This window comes from Roseofilum sp., from assembly GCF_982964205.1.
Genome location: NZ_CEZBFX010000107.1, coordinates 1 through 17685, shown reverse-complemented (window position 1 = coordinate 17685; position 17685 = coordinate 1). Strand labels below are relative to the sequence as shown.

Below are 17685 nucleotides of genomic sequence, written 5' to 3'. Positions count from 1 at the left end.
TAAAGTAGAATTAAAAAGGCTCGATACGAGATCATCCTCGATCGGGTCGATATGCGGGTAGAGTTACGGTAACAGTGGTTCCTCGATCGCGTTGAGACTCTATTTTAATTGAGCCATGATGGTTATCAACGATCGCCTTAACAATCGCTAATCCTAACCCCGATCCTGTCGCTACTTGACCTTCAGGATCTCGTATATCTCGGCTGCGAGACGCATCGACTCGGTAAAATCGATCGAAGAGATAGGGTAAATCGGCTTTAGCAATGCCTATCCCCGTGTCTTTGACTTGCAATTGGACTCCAGAACCCTGGCTTAAACAGACTGTAATGGTTCCTCCCGTAGGTGTATATTGCAGAGCATTACTAATTAAATTGGTGCATAAACGGCTTAACTGAGTCCAATCTCCAGTGACGGTGAAGGGGTCTAGATCCGGAGGATAATCGGGAGAGTCTAGATTAAAGTCTAAGGTTAAATTACGCGATCGCGCAATTAACTGCTGTTCTTCAATCACTTCCATCACCAAGGCATCTAAGGGAATAGATTGCCAGTGCTGTTCGACCATACCACTATCTTGCCGGGCTAAAAATAACAGATCGTTAACTAACCGTCCCATACGGCGCGTGAGTCGTTCTATGACTTGTAAAGGTTGATGTTGTTGAGGATCTAAACTGGGATCGGCAAGAGCAACTTGAACGTTCGTTTGAATCGTAGCAATCGGATTTCTTAATTCATGGGAAGCATCGGAGGTAAATTGCTTCAGTTGGAGATAACTCACTCTAACTGGTTCCATCGCTAAACCGGATAAAAACCACCCGATCGCCGCGACGGCAATGATTGTTAAACTAATAACAGCCGCCAAATCCACCATTAACTGCTGTGTGGGTTTGGTGACTTCAAACCAAGGATGGCTCACGCGCAAGTATCCTAACACCTCCCGATCCACTTGTACGCGATCGGTCACTTGTCGTAGGAGGACATCAGAGTCTGTATAATTCCAAAGATTTTCCTGGGGCGATCGCTCAATTCGTACCGTTTCCCCCATACGATTAAAATGGAGCGGAAGATTAAGGGGAGTTTCCCAAGTTGACCATAATAACTCTCCCGTGGGACTAAACCATTCTAAATCAATGCGATCGTCCTCTGCTGGTTCCACTTGGTGTTGAAAACTTGCTTCTAGATTAATCTGAAAATGGGGCGATTGACGACTAGCCGTAGACAGAGATTCAAAAATGAGCGATCGCTCCACCACCTCCACCACATGATTCAGGGTATCATCAATGCGATCGATCAGCGTCGCCCGCACATACCCATAAATCCCGCCAGCAAAACACAACAGCAGCACCGCAGTCACGGTAGTGTACCACAAAGCTAAACGGCGACGAGTCGTTTGAAACATAGATACTAGGCAATAGGCAATAGGCAACAGGCAATAGGAAAAATAAGTTTTACCTTTTCCTTGAATCGTCTATAAATAGCGACTAGCTATTGCTATTGTCCTCCTCTGCTGCCCCATCCCCATATTCATTCACGACTTCCTCAAAAGCCTGCAAGGATTGAGCTGTTACCGCTTGAGTCAACAGTTCTCCGAGGATCTCCCAATTTTCTATCTTCCGCACTTGCTCTACTAACTTTGACGGAATGTCGGCAAAACGGACTTCCAGAATACGGAATATCGCTTCTTGTTGCCCTTCAGCTCGTCCCTCTTCTCGTCCCTCTTCTCGTCCTTCTTGTCTCCCTTTCTCAATACCAAACCGTTCGACATTGGTAATATAAGGCATAGCTCTCTCCTGTTCTAACGTTTCAATTTCTGTCCATAAACGTCGCTCTTCTCTCTCTGGTAGAGCAATGAGCCAATCAATCAATCGAAATAGCTCGACAATATCCTCGCGGGACAATCCCCGTTGATAGAGACTTTTGATCAAGGCGAGTTTATTCTCATAACCCCCCTCTGGATTTTCACCCATACTCTGGGCTGCTCTATGGGCTTGAACTAGGGCAGCAAAGGGGTTAGGGTCATTGTCAAGCTCACTGATATTGTAATCAAGGAGCTTGACGATCGGAAAGGTTAAGCTGGCCTGGCATCCCCAAAAGTCTCGCTGATAATGATAGGGTCGCCATGATGGGCGATCGTCAGCTAAAACGGCTAAACTGGCTATGTTACGACGATAAGTGTCAAAGATACGACTATTGTAGATATACATTCGTTCAGCAAACTCGGATTGGGCTTGTGATTGGACTTCGATGTGTAACAACACCCAAATTTCTTCCCCATTCCTGCACCAGACTTTGACCAGTTTATCTGCATCTCGTCGCCCGGTTTCAGTTTCGCGCTTGATTTTTTGGAGTTCGGTATCGAGGAATTCAAAGCCCCTTGCCCAATTAATCTCTGCCTCAATCAGGGGAAAGAAAAAGCGCATAAAATCATGAAAGTAAAGCGAAATCGCTTCTTTCCATGGTGAGTCAAAATCGGTCATTCCTGCACCTTTAATCCATAATGGCTCTATGATAGATCGCCTCTTCCCTGACTCCCGAAATAGCTTGGGTAGCGCTAAGGTAAAATACGGAAGCATTGACGATAGATCTTCAAATGCAAGAATATGGAGTGGGTAGAAGGAGTGAGGATGGAGAATAATCTGCTGAAGAGTCCAGAACCAGCACGGGTGATGGATCTTCCTATTCATTTATGCGACGATTATCCAGGGTGGTTACTGCATCTGCTCGAGGAACGTCAAGGAGCACATGTGGTGACTCTGAATGCAGAAATGACTATGCAAGCGCGGGAAAATCCAGCTCTAGCAGAGGTGATCCGCCAAGCAGATTTGGTCATTCCCGATGGATCGGGAGTGGTTTTATACTTGCAATGGCAGGGGTATCAGATCCAGCGCTTTCCCGGTATTGAGTTAGCCCAAACACTGCTTTATCGTATCCCTGAATTCTCTTCATCAGAGGAAGTCTCTAAAGGGGTGTTTTTCTATGGAGGACAGCCAGGAGTTGCTGAAGAGGCGGCAAAAATGTGGCAGCAGCACTGTCCAGATCTTGAGATCGTGGCGCAACATGGGTATCTGTCTGAAGCTGAACAGAAAGCCCTTTTATCTACGTTAGAAGAAAAACAACCTTACTTGATTTATGTTGGCTTAGGCGTTCCCCGTCAAGAACTCTGGATTGCCCAACATCGCTGGATCTGTCCGGAGTCCATTTGGATTGGAGTGGGGGGCAGTTTTGATATTTGGGCAGGACGAAAAGATCGCGCTCCGGTTTGGTTGCGCGATCGCCATTTAGAATGGGTGTATCGTCTCTACCAAGAACCCAGTCGTTGGCGGAGAATGTTAGCCCTACCTCGGTTTGCCTGGCTATCCTTAACTCAGTCGTTCTGATCGGTTCAGATGAAAACCCTAAAACAAACGCTACAGTCAGTCCGGCAATGGTGGCAGCCATCTCATTCCCCAGAACCCTCGGTTGCAGGAAAAAAAATCATTATTCAGTTTCAGAAGATCCAAAAAACCTATAACAATGGCGCTTGTCCCCTGCGCCAAATCTCCTTAGTGGTTTGTAAGGGCGATTTTCTGTTTATTACGGGAGCATCTGGAGCAGGAAAATCGACGTTTCTCAAGCTCATTTATGGGGCAGAAAAGCCCACATCCGGTAACTTGACCGTTTTAGGGGAAACGATGACAGACTTAAAAGGCGATCGCCTCTCCCAACTGCGGCGTAAAATGGGTATTGTCTTCCAAGACTACCAACTTATCCCCCAAAAAACCATTGCTGAAAACCTAACCTTTGTTCTTCGCGCCCAAGGATTTAGCCCTGCACAAATCCAGCGCCGTCTACCCCCTACCTTGAAAATGTTAGGTTTATCCCACAAAGCCAACTGTTTCCCCCATTACCTCTCTGGAGGAGAACAACAACGGGCAAGTTTAGCACGCGCTCTGGTAGGGACACCTCCCCTCCTGTTAGCCGATGAACCCACAGGTAACCTGGATTCCCACAACGCCATACAAGTAATGAAAATCTTACAAAAAGTCAATCGCATGGGCATCACCATTCTGGTGACTACCCATGACGAACGATTGATTCAGTTTTTAGGAAAACCAGTCTTATCTCTCCATCAAGGGCATTTAACCCCTGTCGATTAGAATTCTACATCTTCACCTGGTTCTGGAGCTAATCCACCGACCCCAATTTGGGTATTGTAGATGGTTGCTTCCGTAATCGTCAGGTCTTGCATCTCTGCACGGGTAACATCCACTTCAATTAGAGAAGCACGGGTAAAATCAACATCGACTAGATTGGCTTCATGTAAACTGGCTTGGTTGAGGAAGGCATCGGTTAGGTTCGCGCCTTCGAGATTAGCACCCGTGAGATCTGCACCTTCTAAGTTTGCTTCAGTCAGATTTGCACCGGATAAATCAGCATTGCGTAAGTCTGCGCCAATCAAATGGTGTTGGCTTAAATCTGCACCAGAGAGGTCACAGCCCATACATGCGCGAGTTTCAAGTAGTTGTTGGACGCGATCGGGATTTTCAGCTTTAGCTGGACTGAGCCATAGAAGGGGAGTAAATAAGGCTAAAACGGCTGCATGTGTAAGTTTCATATTGGCTTACCTCCCACACTGGTGTATAGATCGAATGTTATGATTCTCAGTATAGGGGTCACATCCCTGGAATTTCTTCCTCCAAGTGGAGGATTTGCAATTCACCCTTGTGCCGGATGTGCGATCGCCACAGTTATGCTATAATTGCTGAGATATTACATTGCGCTAAAACATCCATTCTAAGGAAATACCGACTCGACTATCTTTACGCTCGGTGGAGTTCTGTTTTTCGATCTCTGTTCCTAAACGCCACTGCTCAGTTAGAGCATAACCCATGGCAAGGGTCGTTAAACCAATTTCTGTGCCACTTCCCGGATTGACAAAGGTTTGAGAGAGGGATAAATCTGTACCTCCTCCCCGTGAAGGAATGAGAATCAGGCGTAGCCCCAAATTAATCCCCCCTCTTGAATAGTCTGGGGTTCCCAGATGATGATACCCGAAGACGGGAGCTAAGTTAAAATAGCCACCTAGGGGGAGTACATGATAATGAAGATCTAGGGCTAAGTGCGATCGCTCCCCCTCAAACGATCCCTCATACCCTACACTGAAACTTAACCCCGTTTTTCCCACCCACCAATCTTCTAACCCCACATGAAACCCCCCTAGATGATCTGATGACGGAAACTGGGAATACCCCGCTTTCAGTCGAGTCGGCAAACTCGGATCGGTTTGGATCTCTTCTAACACATTTGGCGCGTCCTCTTGCCAACGTTGCAGCACGGGAGAGCCTTCTAAAACCCCTGGTGGCACCTCCACAGGCTCGGCATAGGCAGCAAGTTCCATCCCCCATAACCCAGCGACTAACCCCAGGATGATACTCATTAAACTCTTAACAGATTCTCCCATTTCCATTGTCTTACCCTCAAAAGAGAGGTAAACTCCGTGTTTCTCCGTGACTCTGTGGTTTTATCCCTTTAAAAACCATAAAAAGGGCCTGCCAATCTTGACAGAACCCTTTCACCTCATGAAAAAATCTAATTAAAGAACAGCGCCTTCCATTTCTGTCACATCAATGGGTTTCATGAAATACAGTTTGATAAACTGAACACCATTAGAAAGGTAATGGGGAAGCTTTTGCAGGGGTTTTAAGAACTTGGGACTGCTAGAAGCATCAATTTCCCGCAATTTCTTATTGTTTTCGATGCAAATATCCAAATATTCATAGAATTTCGGATTGTCTACATCCAACATGACTGGGAATACCCGACCTGCGGTTTCATTGGTTTTCTTGATCACATAAATGTCGTATTCGCGCGCATCTAAACCAATGGAAGCATAGAAATCTGACCGTTGAATATCATTAAGGAACATGGTTGCAAACACCGACAACAGGAAGAAACGACTCCAGAGTTTCGCCTTCCAATCATTGAGTATTTGGGGCTGAGATTTCATAATGGCATCAAAGAAATCACCATGGCGGTTTTCGTCCTGACACCAATTTTCAAAGAAGCGGAAGATGGGATAAACTCTATCTTCTGGATGTTTCTGTAAGTGGCGATAGATTGTGATATAGCGCCAGTAGCCAATTTTTTCAGACAGGTAAGTAGCGTAGAAAATAAACTTAGGCTTGAAGAAAGTATAGCTCCGACTTTTCGTCAGAAAGCCTAAGTCTAAGGAGAGATTGAAGTCGGACATCGCCTTATTCAAAAATCCAGCATGACGGGCTTCGTCACGGGACATTAAATTAAAGCATTCTGCCAACACTGGACTTTTACCCTTGAGACGACGGCCCAATTCTTTATAGAGTAAGAAACCAGAAAACTCAGCGGTACAAGAGCGTTCGAGAAATTCGACAAACAACCGACGGGTTTCACCATCAATATGATCCCAGGATTGATTAAATTCCTCGTCACGGACAAAGTGATGGCGATTATAATCTGCTCTGAATTCTTCCAGAATCGCTTGCAATTCGTCTTCATTTACAGAGATGTCCATCTCAGCCATCTCATCGAAGTCTGTGGTGTAGAATCGAGGGGTCAGGATAGTTTCCTTAGCCGGGACTTTTACGCCTGGACGGATTTCTTGAAAAGCGGGTTTTTCAGCCGAGCTTACCATAGGTCTTTAAGGATTTGTTTTGAGTTATGAGCGCTTCCCTTAAGGGGGGTTGGATCTCCGGTGAGGGAGGGTTTTTAAAGTATCTAGGGTCTTAGTTTAACAAGGTCTGAGGCAGCGATCGCCATTTTTATGTTAAGAGTTGCAACAATTCTGTTACTTTCCTTAATTTATCGCTGAGGTAAATCCCATATCTATCCCTATCAGTAGAAGGGATACAGCTATTTTGGACTAGGCTGCACCACACGATCGCAGATTTCTTAATCTTTCTTAATCTTGGATATACTCTGTACCCTGAATCAGGGCGAACTCTGCCCGCACCAACTCCCGTCCCAGATACGCCGCATGATCGAACATCGTTACCCCACAGGGAGGATCGGTTTCAAAGAGTTTGACGCACAATTCCTTTGCCGTTCGCGCTGTGTAAACCTGACTCGCGGTTCGTTCCACTTTCCCTTTGGCAGGAATAACCTTTCCAGTGTCCGGATCGACTGCCAGACCGCGATCGTTGATAATATTAGTAAAATGCTTGGTGCCAATCAGCCCAGCTTCTCGGTCAAGGTAAATAATAAAATACCCTCCTGGATCGAGAGCAATATCTCGTTTCGAGAGTTCGTTATCAATGGCAGTAATCTCTTGGGCAATATCAGTCATACAGAACAAAAAGGCTAACGTTAGATAGAACATTATGGGTAAGATTGATGTTCATCGATTGAACCCCTTACCCATGCTATTTATAGTGTAAGATTTCTGGGGAATCGATTCCAAGGAAAATAGAGATTTAGGGCAGAGCAACTACTAGACAAATATCCAAATATCCATAGATAAGGGGATTTTCAGGTGGCGCAAGCAAAACCAACGATTTTAGTAACCGGTGGAGCCGGCTATATTGGCTCCCATGCAGTGTTGGCTTTACAACAGGCTAACTATGAGGTGATTATTCTAGATAATCTCAGTTATGGGCATCAGGATTTAGTCGAAGATGTTCTCAAAGTACCCTTAATTGTAGGGGATATTAGCGATCGCCTCCTACTCGATCAAGTCTTCCAAACTTATCCTATCGCTGCCGTCATGCACTTCGCCGCATTTATTGCCGTTGGCGAGTCCGTCCAAAAACCGGGCATGTACTACAGTAATAACGTTCATGGCACGTTAACCCTCCTAGAAGCCATGTTAACCGCCAAGGTCAAGAAGTTAGTTTTCTCTTCCACTTGTGCCATTTATGGGGAACCTCAAACTCTTCCTATCCCCGAAGATCATCCCCAAAATCCCATGAGTCCCTATGCTGCCAGTAAGGGCATGGTTGAACGCATTCTCACTGATTTTGACCATGCCTATGGCTTACAATCGGTCCGCTTCCGCTATTTTAACGCGGCTGGAGCCGAACCTGGAGGCTTATTAGGTGAAGATCATCATCCAGAAACCCATTTGATTCCCTTAGCGCTGCAAACGGCTTTAGGAAAACGGGACTCCTTATCTATCTTTGGCACAGATTATGACACAGAAGACGGAACCTGTATTCGAGATTATATTCATGTACTTGACTTAGCGGCTGCCCATGTTCTGGGTTTAGAATACCTGCTCAATGGTGGCGAAAGTGAAGTCTTTAATCTGGGGAATGGCAATGGCTTTTCCGTCAGACAAGTTATTGAAACGGCTCGCCAAGTAACCGGATGTGAAATTAAAGCCGTTGAGTGCGATCGCCGTCCTGGAGATCCGCCTATATTAGTGGGTAGTAGTGATAAAGCCAGAACTTTCCTCAACTGGAATCCCATCTATCCTGATGTAGAAACCATTATTCGCCATGCTTGGCAATGGCATCAATCGAGGCATGGAATAGGGAATGGAGAGTAGTCCATCTCCATGTCTTTGCGTCTTTGCGTCCCTGCATCCCTGTTTTCCTATTCCCCAAAATAAGAGGGGTTAACCAACAAGTGTTGACCCCTACAATATCACCTTAAACCCAGCTCAATCGGTTAACAAGCCCCTGTCCGATGTAAAATAACATAAACCGTTTGCCAAATGAGTTCTAAATCATAGAGAGGAGTCCAGAGGGATTGATATTCTAAATCTAAGCTCACGATATCCTCGAAATTGCTCACTAACGAACGTCCCTTCACCTGCCATTGTCCCGTTAAACCTGGTTTTACATCCAATCGTCTCCAGTGATGAGGTTTGTAGCGAATCACTTCATCATGGATAGGGGGACGAGTTCCGACTAAGCTCATCTCTCCCAGTAAGACATTCCAGAATTGAGGAAACTCATCTAAGCTAGTTTTACGCAAAAATTGGCCCACTTTAGTGACGCGGGGATCGGATTTATTTTTGAAGATTAACCCCTCAGCCTGGTTTTTCACTTTCGATTTCAGATTATCAGCATTGGTCACCATCGAGCGAAACTTATAAATAGTAAATGGCTTACCATGGAGTCCATAGCGGCGCTGACTGAAGAAAATAGGTCCAGGACTATCGAGTTTAATGGCAATGGCGATCGGGATAAAGATCAGAGCTAGAATCAACAAACCGACAAGACTACCAATAATATCGATGGTACGTTTAATCGGGCAATCTGTAGAAGGATGATGGAGTCTGGGTAAAACCGATACCAATTCCCAGCTTGAACCAAGGGAATAATTACTGTTCATAACACTTACATTATGAGGGACTTATGGGGCTTGATTCGAGTGTGTGCTTATACATCTCTATGCTAAGTCAATCCTTTGGTCTTTGGGTAGCGCTCAGACTTAAGCTTCTTGAAATCTTTAAAATTCTGTACCCATTTCTTCAGTTTTATGAAGTTTTGATGAAGTTAGGATATGGACTAACTATAGGATTTACACTGAAAGATAGATCGAATAATTTTAACAATAAAGCGCCAGCATTGACTCATCAACCCGTTAAAAGTCAAGGGTATCCCCGATCCTGCTCTTAAATCTCTGAATATAGTTTTGATCGGATGCATCTTAGAGCAAAGAAGTACCGGGAAAGTTATTGCCAGCTAGAGTTAATGCACTTAAACTGGGTTTGTCTCAGCTTAAATTTAGATGATCTATGAGCATTAAACCAAATCTCCTGTTCTTTGTCATAACATCTTGTGAACTTAACCGACTATGATCGCAAATGGAGAGCAATCATCTAAACGGCTGCCAATCATCGGCTTCCCCCATAGCTGCCTCGACTTCACCTAGAAGAGTTCAGTCAGTTCCGGGAAATTGTCAACATAACCCATTTCATACTCGAAAACTTGGTCAAACGGTGTTAGAGGTGCCAGATCTCGATCCCTTGAGTCAATTAAAATCAGGAAAATTGTTGATGGTCAATAAGAGCCGTCGCAATGGTCTGATTGTCTATAAACGCTATTATGCAGAATTTGCCGGTCCTGGGGCGGCTGTCGGTGGAATCTGCGATTCAGATTGTCATGGGTTCTTACCTGTGGGAAATCTGGATCTGGTCTCTCCGCAAAACTTAGAGGAGCAACGACAAGCTTATTTAATTCGCCTTCAGTGGATTCGTTTTACCCATCAATTCTCTGACCAAAGTATCCCTCTCAATCGGGCCCAAAAGATTCTTCAGCATTTTGAAGCTTTTTTTGGCGCTAAAACTCTGGCAACTATACCTGATGAGGCTTTAGCGTTGATGGTAGGTGTTTTCCCAAAGACGATCGATGAGGCTCGATTGCTCAGTTAAGAACGGAAACTGAGTCTAAAAGGCTATGGAGTCTTTGGTAAGTGCGTTTATTTTCGTCCGGATTGCCAATGGTGATCCTTAATCCTCCTCCAGTGTGACGAATAAGAGTGCCTTGGGTTTTCAGGCGATCGCCGAGCGTTTCGTAGGTCAGGTGGCTGCTAGAATTAAGGCGAGCATAGAGAAAATTCCCCGCACTTGGCCAAACTGTGAGCTGAGAAATTTGATTTAACTGTTCTTTTAGGTATTTTCTCTCTTCCAACAGTGAACCAACACTGCTGAGAATCGGTTGACGATTTTGTAGAACTAACAGGGCTGCCAGTTGGGAAAACGTAGGTAAGTTATAGGGCAGTCGTACTTTTTCTAAGGCTTCAATGAATTCCGGGTGACCCACAGCATAGCCGACGCGATGGGAGGCTAACCGAAAGGCTTTGGAAAACGTACGTAATATCACCCAATTGGGATGTTGACCCAATTCAGAGACGAGAGTGTGTTGACTAAATTCAAAATAGGCTTCGTCAATCACCACCAAAATTTCTGGAGGGAGTTGTTTTAGCCACTCGATTTCTTGAGGGGTAAGTGGGTTTCCAGTAGGGGAGTTGGGATGTACCATAAAAACCACCCGAATCGGAACCGAAGTATCTGATTCTACAATCTTTTGAGCGGCTTCTAGATTGGTTTCAAAGGTTTGGGGATTGCGGTCACTATTGACCACAGGAATGCCTAGGGTTTGGGCGAGAATCCCATACATGGAGAAAGTGGGATTAGCGGCTAAAATCGCTGCTCTCTCCCCTAAACATGTGGCCATAAGGATGGATCGAATCAGTTCATCGGAGCCGTTTCCTAGGCAAATTTGAGTGGGGAAAAGGGCAGTTTCTGGAGAGATCTGAGCTGATTCGTTGACATATTCAGCGATCGCCTCTTTCAATTCTTGATGACTGCCATCTGGATAGCGGTTAGCCTCTAGGGAATGAATATAAAGTTCGCCTAATTTCTGTTTCAGCTCTTCTGGTAAATCATTGGCGCTTTCATTGGTATCGAGTCGATCCAAAGTCTGTGGATGAGTGCCGATGATGCTTCCTGGATGAGGTTTATAGGCATTCAGTTGGGCGATCGCCGGACGGATGAAAGACAACATAGACTTAACTCACTCAGAAGTAGCGATGAAGATGAAATCAGCATATCAAATTTTATAGCGCTACGTGCTGGTCATAGGTAGCAGTGGGCACTAGGGAATCAGAAAAACTTAGTTGAGGGTTGTAATTCCAGGTAAAAAGTCTTGAATGCCTTGCCAAATTTGGGGTAGTTTATCGCCTAAGCTATGATCGCTCTCTAACTCAATTAAGTTAACCCAAGGTCGGTTCTCAGCGTAGTCTCGACTGACTTTAAGGGCAATAACTTCATCGTGTAACCCATGGAAAATGAGCGTAGGGACAGCACGGGTGAGAGACGAAGAGGGATATTGAAGTAAATCGGAGATGAAACAGTAGTGTAAGGGAAGCGATCGCTTCTGGCCATAATGATAAATGGGCCAATAGCCCCTTTTTTGCCATTCTTGACGTTCAGATTCCGTCAATTGAGTCATCCAATAGGTATAAAACTCAAAAGCGGGAGCCAGTAAAATTAATGCTTGCACTTGAGGATAACATTGGGCTAACCAAGTGGCTGTTAACCCTCCAAAACTCGAACCAATAATATAAACTGGGGTTTCTGATGCTGGGAGTAATTCCCCCACCTGTTGCAATTGGCGAGTTAGGGTGAGATGAGAAAAATCACCCTGATTCAGATTGGGGACTTCCAAGGTGAGTTGGCGATCGCTAAATTTTTGGGCGATCGCCAGAGACTTAAAGGACTGGGGAGATGAGGCAAACCCATGCAGATAGAAATACAGTGCTTCGCGCGGTAATGGGAAAACCATTTTTCTTCAGGAAAGAACCAGGGGGTAGGGTGAGCAAGAGAACAGAGCGATTCCATTCCAGCTTATACCTCTTTCCCTACCCACCCTAAGATGATGGGCTAACCCAATTGTTAATGATTCATTATTCCTGATTACCCCGACGATTCCCTCGGCCTGGGCCAAAGCGATCGCGTTTTTGATTCATCATCTCAGCAAACTGTTGCCGTTGGCTCTCATCAAGCACTGCACGAATCTCCATCATGCTCTCAAAACGAAGACTTCCCATTTGTTGAGCCAACTGTTGCACCTGCTGATATTGGCTCCGAATTTGGCTCTCATTGGCATTTCCTGTCATTAAACTACGCAACTGCTCGCGAGCTTGCTGCATGGCCTCTCGACCTTGTTCCAATTGGGGTTTATAGCGGTCTCGAATGGCTTCAATATCCTGTTGCTGTTGTTCAGAAAGATTCAACTGTTGCATCAATTGACTATTCTGCCCGCGCTGACTCCAGCCTCCTTGTTGAGCCATAATCGTACCTTGATTATCCCAATTTCGACGAGATTGAGCTTCAGCCATTCCCCCACCAAGAACCAGTAAGGTTAAGCTAACAGAACAGACCCGAGCGATCGAACGAACATTAACAGACATCATTTTGAGATACCTCTTCGGTTGAATGAATAAACTAATGGGTTTACGGGGAAGATTCCCAGAGAAGCAATGGATCGTCTTGCACCCAAGACAACTCTTGGCTAGTCGGACTGACCGTTTCCTGCCAAGTAGCTTGCAAAAATTGATCTAATGACGCGATTTCTTCTTCGGATAGGGGTTGGCTTGCCATTTGAGTAGACCAACGAGCATATCCACCCATCCCTAAAACCAGACTAGCGGCGATCGCCCCTACGACCCAAACCTTTCTCCTTTTGCGACTTACCCGTATTTCAGGATTAAGGCTCTGAATTTCTGGCAGAATTTGGTCTTCCAGCCCCCTTGTCTCTGGTGGAGGGCAAGGACGATAGTGATGCAGAAACTCAACCAGGCGATCGTCCTTTTCTGGCTCACCCGATGAAGATTGAGGATTAAGCGGCTTCATAATTGCACTCCCTGTGCTTCCAAAAACTTACGCATGGCTGCTCGGCCATGAAATAACCTCGATTTCACTGTCCCCAAAGGAATCTGTAAAACCTGAGCAATCTCCTTTTGTGGTACATCTTCCAAATCATGCAAAACCAGAACTGTGCGTTGTTCCCAACTCAATTGTTCTAGACCTTGATGCACCAAATCTTGATAATGGAGGTGCATTAAATCGGATGTGTTTTCAGACACAGACAAAAGATCCACATTCAAGGACAATTGATTTTGTTTAGCCAATTGTCGCCGTTGATCCGAGGCTACATTACAGGAGATTCGGTAGAGCCAAGTCGAAAACTTTGCACTTCTCCGAAACTTGGGTAGTCCTTTCCAAGCTCGCAAAAATACGTCCTGAACCAGGTCATCCAGGTGAGATGGCCCACAAAGTTGATACAAAGTGGATCGAACCTGGGCTTGATAACGGCGATATAATAGGCGATAGCTCTGGGGATCTCCCTGAAGACATCGATGGACTAATTCTGAATCAGGATTAGATGATTCAGAATCGCCATTCCTCCGATCGGGTCCCCAAAGATGAGCTAATCTAGCAGCCACGCAACCCGTTCCTCGTCATTAGTGATTTCTGTATGTTTAGACTTGGGGGGGGAGCAGAAGGTTCAAGGTCGTCAAGAATAATTTTAAAACTCTAGATTTTTAAATTCTGGATAAAATAAAAGATTAACAAATCACCCATCTTGTCTAACCCCTAATTTTATATGGATTTACTAGAGTATCAGGCTAAGGAACTATTCGCGGAGATTGGCATTCCAATATTGCCGTCTCAGTGCATCAATCATCCGGCTGAGTTGAAAGGATTGAGGATTCCCTATCCCGTAGTCTTGAAGTCTCAAGTGCGGGCTGGAGGTCGGAGTAAGGCTGGAGGGGTAAAGTTTGCCGAAAATACCATTGATGCAGTGGCGGCTGCTCAAGCGATCGCGAATTTGCCGATTATGGGAGATTATCCAGATGTGATTCTTGCAGAGGCTAAGTACAATGCCGATCAAGAGTTCTATCTGGCAGTTGTTTTAGATACTCAGGCTAGACGACCGGTACTGTTAGGGTCGAAGAAAGGCGGGGTGGATCTCGATGCGGTGATGGAACAAATGCAATTCGTGGTGGTAGACCAGGCTTTTTCCCCTTTTTATGCTCGCCGTTTGGTGTTAAAGATGGGACTCCAGGGGCGCTTGATTCAATCGGTTAGTCAAATCATTGAAAAAATGTATCGATTGTTTGTGGATAAAGACCTGGATGTGGTAGAAATCAATCCTTTGGGCGTAAGTCCCGATGGCAGTGTGATGGCTCTAGATGGTAAGATAACGGTGAATGACGAGGCCTTAAGCCGCCATCCGGATATGGTGGACTTATTGCACCAACATACCCCTGGATTGGTCAAGGCTAATCCGTTGAAGTTAGAGATGAATGGCGATCGCCCACAGAAAGGAGATAAGATCCGAGATCTGGGCTTTCATCTAATGGATTTAGAGGGCACGATTGGAGTCTTGTCCAATGGTACAGGATTGATGATGGCCACCCTCGATTTAATCTATAGTCACCGGGGCAATCCAGGCCGGTGCTTAGATATTGCTGGAGACTTTCAAGGGGGATGGTTAGCCGATCAACTCTGCGAGCGCATTGAGGTTGCCTTGGATTGGGTACTCGATGGGACGAATGGGGAGGTCTTGCTCATGAATTTGATCGGTAGTTTAACGCCGAGCGATCGCATTGCAGAAACGATCCTAAAGACCTTAGAACGCCGATCTCGATCGCCTGTGAGTCGTTCAATTCCAGTTATTCTCAGAGTGGTGGGAGATCCCTTGAGTCCAGAGATGGAAGAGCGATTAGCTCAATTTCAAATTACGTGGATACAAGACCTAGAAGCAGCAATTAAAGCAGCTTTGGCTCCCAGTAAACTTTAAGTGTTCTGTCAAAAAAAGCGCCCTGATTACCCATGAACTTTAGTCATACTCAAAAAGTATTAGTCCAAGGAATTACCCAGGCTTTAGGAGGAGTCCATGCCCGGTTAATGAAAGAGTATGGTACGAATGTGGTGGCAGGGGTGAGTGCGGGAGATGGAGGTCAAGAGATTGAAGGCATTCCCACATTTGATTTGGTGGAAGAGGCAGTGACTCAGGTAGAGGGGATTGATACATCGTTGATTTTTGTCTCGCCCTATGAAATGCTTGATGCTGCTCTAGAGGCGATCGCCGCTGGAATTCGCAATCTGATTTTAATTCCCTCTGGAATGCCTCCCCTGGATATGGTGAAGTTACTGCGTAAAGCGGAAGTGACGGAAACCTTAGTCTTGGGGCCCAATTGTCCCGGCATCATTGTCCCAGGTCAAGTACTACTGGGAACCCATCCTACTCAATGTTATACTCCCGGCCGCATTGGTGTAATTAGTTGCGCGGATACTCTGACCTATCAGGTAGCCTTAGAGTTAAGTAAGGCAGGATTGGGTCAATCCGTAGGGGTGGGTTTAGGCCGAGAAACCATTTTAGGGTCTTCGTTTGCCCAATGGTTACAAATTTTAGAAGAAGATGACCAAACCGATGCGATCGTCCTTGTGGGTGAGATGGGTGGACTAGGAGGAGAAGAACAAGCTGCCCAATATATTAGTGAAGCTATTGATAAACCCGTAGTGGCCTATTTAGCGGGTCAACAGTCCCCCAAACTTCGCCGAAAACGTCATGCAGCCTTAATTGCGTCCCGATTATTAGTGGGTGAGGCGAAAGCAGGAAGAGGTTCGATGGTGAATACAGAAATGGGCGATCGCAAGTTAGAAGCCTTTAAAGCTGGTAAAATTTCTGTAGCCCAGAAACTTGCTGATATTCCTAGGTTGCTGAAAACTAAATTGAAACCCGCTTCATCTGCTAGAGGACGAAGAAGCCAAAAGTGAGGATAAAAATGAACAAAAAAACAACAGTACTAATCTGAACGCTCTTGGCCTTCCTACAATGGCTTTGATATTATAGCTGAGAAAGGGAGAGTTAGGGCATTTTCTATTGCCTCTTGCCTATTGCCTCTTGCCTCAAACCATAACCTCACTGTCCTAATCAACTCTTTCACTGCTATAGTTCAGATTATCCAGTTTTTCCAATAGTCTTAATCCCTTGTTGGGGTTACCTTGAGCTGCCATAGCTTTAAATCTACGTTCTGCCTCAAACTCAGTCAAAGCAAGCACTGAAAGCTCTTCAATCAGTTTATTTATACTGATTCCTTTGGCTTTTGCTAAATATTGAAGGCGATCGCATTGATCGTCTGGTAATTGAATCATTAAAGTTGCCATATTCACCTATTCCTTATCATTACTTCTGGTTTTAAGATCGATAATTTTGGAAATAATAGTTCAGCGTTTTGGAAATCTTTCAGGTTATTGGTAACAATCGATGAAGCACCACCTGCTAGAGCAAGTTCAATTAAATGGTTATCAGCTTCATCTCTCAAGTTCGGTCGCCACAAAAAGTAAATATTCACCCATTCTGAAACCTTTAAAAAAGCTTGAAATAACTCCAAAATCTCTTCTTCAGTTAGAGAACATTGATCGAAAATATCTGAGCGAAAAACAACAGATTCATACTCAGAAAACAGAGCATTTCCCAATATCGGCTGATATTGACGGCTCAAACAAAGTCGAATTACTTCTCGGCTTGGGCCACTCGGACTAATTAACGCACTAATGAAAACGCTCGTATCTACAACGATTCTTGAAGTCATATGAGCATAATAGCATATATATGCCTATGTGTAAGCTAGGACAATTTGATTAAAACGGCTTAGATAAAACAAAAAACGAAAAGCCATTATCCTGCCAAGTACCCTGATTAACAGGACGATCGGTTAAGGTAATTCCCCATTGAACTCCAGCCGTTAAACTTTCTTGTTCCCAACGCAAGCCAATTCCCAAGGAAGATAACGGTTGGGTATCCCTACCGGAGAAATTCCAACCGATGCCATAATCAAAAAAAGGAGCCAATTGGACTTGGGCATCCCAGTGGGGAATTTTAACCAGAGGAAAGCGTAATTCTAAAGCAGAAAACCAGCCGCTATCAGTTAATATCCCATCTTGACGATAGCCGCACACACTGTCTAATCCTCCTAAACGAAAGGCTTCTAGGGGGAGTAAAGGATTAGTGGCTAGTTGCAGCTCACTGCGCCAGAGTAACAGGTTTTCTTCTCCCCAAAGTTTAGACCATTGACAGGGTAAGCTCATTTAATTGGGTAGCGAATGTACTTGACAAAATCCGAACCCTATAAATTAGCACAGAATTAACCGAATTTGGATAGTATGGTCTTGACCTCAAGGGGTGACAAGGCAGCTCAAAGGTCGCTATA

21 protein-coding genes are annotated in these 17685 nt (G+C 45.1%); 6 read left to right on the top strand and 15 right to left on the bottom strand.

Annotated features, from left to right (window positions below):
• Positions 1-31: 31 nt before the first annotated feature.
• Positions 32-1396: a sensor histidine kinase gene (locus tag AC3A14_RS19955; protein ID WP_318723047.1), complete on the bottom strand. Its 1365-nt coding sequence runs from the start codon at positions 1394-1396 to the stop codon at positions 32-34.
• 82 nt (positions 1397-1478) lie between these two features.
• Positions 1479-2474, bottom strand: a complete 996-nt coding sequence (locus AC3A14_RS19950) for an RpnC/YadD family protein (protein WP_318734165.1) — start codon at positions 2472-2474, stop codon at positions 1479-1481.
• Positions 2475-2597: 123 nt separating this feature from the next.
• Between AC3A14_RS19950 and AC3A14_RS19945 the strand changes: the two genes are divergently transcribed.
• Entirely contained in the window at positions 2598-3374 is a 777-nt protein-coding gene (locus AC3A14_RS19945; RefSeq protein ID WP_487779121.1) for a WecB/TagA/CpsF family glycosyltransferase, read from the top strand.
• A gap of 9 nt (positions 3375-3383) precedes the next feature.
• Positions 3384-4133, top strand: a complete 750-nt coding sequence (ftsE, locus tag AC3A14_RS19940) for a cell division ATP-binding protein FtsE (protein WP_318698316.1) — start codon at positions 3384-3386, stop codon at positions 4131-4133.
• Here the strand turns inward: ftsE and AC3A14_RS19935 are convergent.
• The 4 genes from AC3A14_RS19935 to AC3A14_RS19920 all read right to left on the bottom strand — a co-directional run bounded on the left by AC3A14_RS19935 (position 4130) and on the right by AC3A14_RS19920 (position 7297).
• Positions 4130-4591 carry a pentapeptide repeat-containing protein gene (locus AC3A14_RS19935; protein WP_318698317.1) on the bottom strand — a complete coding sequence of 154 codons (462 nt, stop codon included), beginning with the start codon at positions 4589-4591 and terminating at the stop codon, positions 4130-4132. The genes ftsE and AC3A14_RS19935 overlap by 4 nt on opposite strands.
• 165 nt (positions 4592-4756) lie before the next feature.
• Positions 4757-5413: a hypothetical protein gene (locus AC3A14_RS19930; RefSeq protein ID WP_318734163.1), complete on the bottom strand. Its 657-nt coding sequence runs from the start codon at positions 5411-5413 to the stop codon at positions 4757-4759.
• Positions 5414-5569: 156 nt separating this feature from the next.
• Positions 5570-6646 carry a magnesium-protoporphyrin IX monomethyl ester (oxidative) cyclase gene (gene acsF, locus AC3A14_RS19925; protein WP_318698319.1) on the bottom strand — a complete coding sequence of 359 codons (1077 nt, stop codon included), beginning with the start codon at positions 6644-6646 and terminating at the stop codon, positions 5570-5572.
• A 267-nt stretch (positions 6647-6913) separates the two neighbouring features.
• Positions 6914-7297 carry a DUF4346 domain-containing protein gene (locus AC3A14_RS19920; RefSeq protein ID WP_413038703.1) on the bottom strand — a complete coding sequence of 128 codons (384 nt, stop codon included), beginning with the start codon at positions 7295-7297 and terminating at the stop codon, positions 6914-6916.
• A gap of 186 nt (positions 7298-7483) precedes the next feature.
• Here AC3A14_RS19920 and galE point away from each other — a divergent pair, with 186 nt between their 5' ends.
• Positions 7484-8497 (top strand): UDP-glucose 4-epimerase GalE, encoded by a 1014-nt coding sequence (gene galE, locus AC3A14_RS19915; protein WP_318734161.1) that lies wholly within the window; start codon positions 7484-7486, stop codon positions 8495-8497.
• Positions 8498-8619: 122 nt separating this feature from the next.
• Here galE and AC3A14_RS19910 read toward each other — a convergent pair whose 3' ends face one another.
• Positions 8620-9288, bottom strand: coding sequence for a sugar transferase (locus AC3A14_RS19910; protein ID WP_318698322.1), 669 nt, complete (start codon positions 9286-9288; stop codon positions 8620-8622).
• A gap of 610 nt (positions 9289-9898) precedes the next feature.
• On the opposite strand from AC3A14_RS19910, the gene AC3A14_RS19905 reads away from it, so the two are divergent.
• Positions 9899-10330 (top strand): hypothetical protein, encoded by a 432-nt coding sequence (locus tag AC3A14_RS19905; protein WP_318698323.1) that lies wholly within the window; start codon positions 9899-9901, stop codon positions 10328-10330.
• Here the strand turns inward: AC3A14_RS19905 and AC3A14_RS19900 are convergent.
• The 5 genes from AC3A14_RS19900 to AC3A14_RS19880 form a co-directional block, all read right to left on the bottom strand.
• Complete coding sequence (locus AC3A14_RS19900; protein ID WP_318698324.1) at positions 10323-11465, bottom strand: histidinol-phosphate transaminase; 1143 nt, start codon at positions 11463-11465, stop codon at positions 10323-10325. The genes AC3A14_RS19905 and AC3A14_RS19900 overlap by 8 nt on opposite strands.
• A gap of 108 nt (positions 11466-11573) precedes the next feature.
• Positions 11574-12245, bottom strand: a complete 672-nt coding sequence (locus AC3A14_RS19895; protein WP_318698325.1) for a YqiA/YcfP family alpha/beta fold hydrolase — start codon at positions 12243-12245, stop codon at positions 11574-11576.
• Positions 12246-12366: 121 nt separating this feature from the next.
• Positions 12367-12873: a Spy/CpxP family protein refolding chaperone gene (locus AC3A14_RS19890; protein ID WP_413038702.1), complete on the bottom strand. Its 507-nt coding sequence runs from the start codon at positions 12871-12873 to the stop codon at positions 12367-12369.
• A 43-nt stretch (positions 12874-12916) separates the two neighbouring features.
• Positions 12917-13315 carry a hypothetical protein gene (locus tag AC3A14_RS19885; protein WP_318698327.1) on the bottom strand — a complete coding sequence of 133 codons (399 nt, stop codon included), beginning with the start codon at positions 13313-13315 and terminating at the stop codon, positions 12917-12919.
• The gene (locus AC3A14_RS19880) at positions 13312-13908 is read right to left on the bottom strand and encodes a sigma-70 family RNA polymerase sigma factor (protein WP_318734159.1); all 597 of its coding nucleotides are present in this window, start codon (positions 13906-13908) and stop codon (positions 13312-13314) included. Before AC3A14_RS19880 ends, AC3A14_RS19885 begins: the two co-directional genes overlap by 4 nt.
• 161 nt (positions 13909-14069) lie before the next feature.
• On the opposite strand from AC3A14_RS19880, the gene AC3A14_RS19875 reads away from it, so the two are divergent.
• Positions 14070-15269 carry an ATP-grasp domain-containing protein gene (locus AC3A14_RS19875; RefSeq protein WP_318734157.1) on the top strand — a complete coding sequence of 400 codons (1200 nt, stop codon included), beginning with the start codon at positions 14070-14072 and terminating at the stop codon, positions 15267-15269.
• Between the two features lie 32 nt (positions 15270-15301).
• Positions 15302-16249 carry a succinate--CoA ligase subunit alpha gene (locus AC3A14_RS19870; protein WP_318734155.1) on the top strand — a complete coding sequence of 316 codons (948 nt, stop codon included), beginning with the start codon at positions 15302-15304 and terminating at the stop codon, positions 16247-16249.
• 153 nt (positions 16250-16402) lie between these two features.
• Here AC3A14_RS19870 and AC3A14_RS19865 read toward each other — a convergent pair whose 3' ends face one another.
• The 3 genes from AC3A14_RS19865 to AC3A14_RS19855 are packed head-to-tail and all read right to left on the bottom strand — an operon-like array spanning position 16403 to position 17563.
• Positions 16403-16639: a toxin-antitoxin system HicB family antitoxin gene (locus AC3A14_RS19865; RefSeq protein ID WP_318734153.1), complete on the bottom strand. Its 237-nt coding sequence runs from the start codon at positions 16637-16639 to the stop codon at positions 16403-16405.
• 2 nt (positions 16640-16641) lie between these two features.
• A complete protein-coding gene (locus tag AC3A14_RS19860; RefSeq protein WP_318734151.1) occupies positions 16642-17067 on the bottom strand; it encodes a putative toxin-antitoxin system toxin component, PIN family in 426 nt (141 codons plus the stop codon).
• A 49-nt stretch (positions 17068-17116) separates the two neighbouring features.
• Positions 17117-17563: a BamA/TamA family outer membrane protein gene (locus AC3A14_RS19855; protein ID WP_318734148.1), complete on the bottom strand. Its 447-nt coding sequence runs from the start codon at positions 17561-17563 to the stop codon at positions 17117-17119.
• Between the last annotated feature and the right edge of the window lie 122 nt (positions 17564-17685).

Excerpts from the sequence above, each read along its gene's own strand:
- AC3A14_RS19955 (WP_318723047.1), bottom strand. The coding sequence starts at position 1,396 with ATGTTTCAAACGACTCGTCGCCGTTTAGCTTTGTGGTACACTACCGTG.
- AC3A14_RS19950 (WP_318734165.1), bottom strand. The coding sequence starts at position 2,474 with ATGACCGATTTTGACTCACCATGGAAAGAAGCGATTTCGCTTTACTTT.
- AC3A14_RS19945 (WP_487779121.1), top strand. The coding sequence starts at position 2,598 with ATGGAGTGGGTAGAAGGAGTGAGGATGGAGAATAATCTGCTGAAGAGT.
- ftsE (WP_318698316.1), top strand. The coding sequence starts at position 3,384 with ATGAAAACCCTAAAACAAACGCTACAGTCAGTCCGGCAATGGTGGCAG.
- AC3A14_RS19935 (WP_318698317.1), bottom strand. The coding sequence starts at position 4,591 with ATGAAACTTACACATGCAGCCGTTTTAGCCTTATTTACTCCCCTTCTA.
- AC3A14_RS19930 (WP_318734163.1), bottom strand. The coding sequence starts at position 5,413 with ATGAGTATCATCCTGGGGTTAGTCGCTGGGTTATGGGGGATGGAACTT.
- acsF (WP_318698319.1), bottom strand. The coding sequence starts at position 6,646 with ATGGTAAGCTCGGCTGAAAAACCCGCTTTTCAAGAAATCCGTCCAGGC.
- AC3A14_RS19920 (WP_413038703.1), bottom strand. The coding sequence starts at position 7,297 with ATGACTGATATTGCCCAAGAGATTACTGCCATTGATAACGAACTCTCG.
- AC3A14_RS19910 (WP_318698322.1), bottom strand. The coding sequence starts at position 9,288 with ATGAACAGTAATTATTCCCTTGGTTCAAGCTGGGAATTGGTATCGGTT.
- AC3A14_RS19900 (WP_318698324.1), bottom strand. The coding sequence starts at position 11,465 with ATGTTGTCTTTCATCCGTCCGGCGATCGCCCAACTGAATGCCTATAAA.
- AC3A14_RS19895 (WP_318698325.1), bottom strand. The coding sequence starts at position 12,245 with ATGGTTTTCCCATTACCGCGCGAAGCACTGTATTTCTATCTGCATGGG.
- AC3A14_RS19890 (WP_413038702.1), bottom strand. The coding sequence starts at position 12,873 with ATGTCTGTTAATGTTCGTTCGATCGCTCGGGTCTGTTCTGTTAGCTTA.
- AC3A14_RS19885 (WP_318698327.1), bottom strand. The coding sequence starts at position 13,315 with ATGAAGCCGCTTAATCCTCAATCTTCATCGGGTGAGCCAGAAAAGGAC.
- AC3A14_RS19875 (WP_318734157.1), top strand. The coding sequence starts at position 14,070 with ATGGATTTACTAGAGTATCAGGCTAAGGAACTATTCGCGGAGATTGGC.
- AC3A14_RS19870 (WP_318734155.1), top strand. The coding sequence starts at position 15,302 with ATGAACTTTAGTCATACTCAAAAAGTATTAGTCCAAGGAATTACCCAG.
- AC3A14_RS19865 (WP_318734153.1), bottom strand. The coding sequence starts at position 16,639 with ATGGCAACTTTAATGATTCAATTACCAGACGATCAATGCGATCGCCTT.
- AC3A14_RS19860 (WP_318734151.1), bottom strand. The coding sequence starts at position 17,067 with ATGACTTCAAGAATCGTTGTAGATACGAGCGTTTTCATTAGTGCGTTA.
- AC3A14_RS19855 (WP_318734148.1), bottom strand. The coding sequence starts at position 17,563 with ATGAGCTTACCCTGTCAATGGTCTAAACTTTGGGGAGAAGAAAACCTG.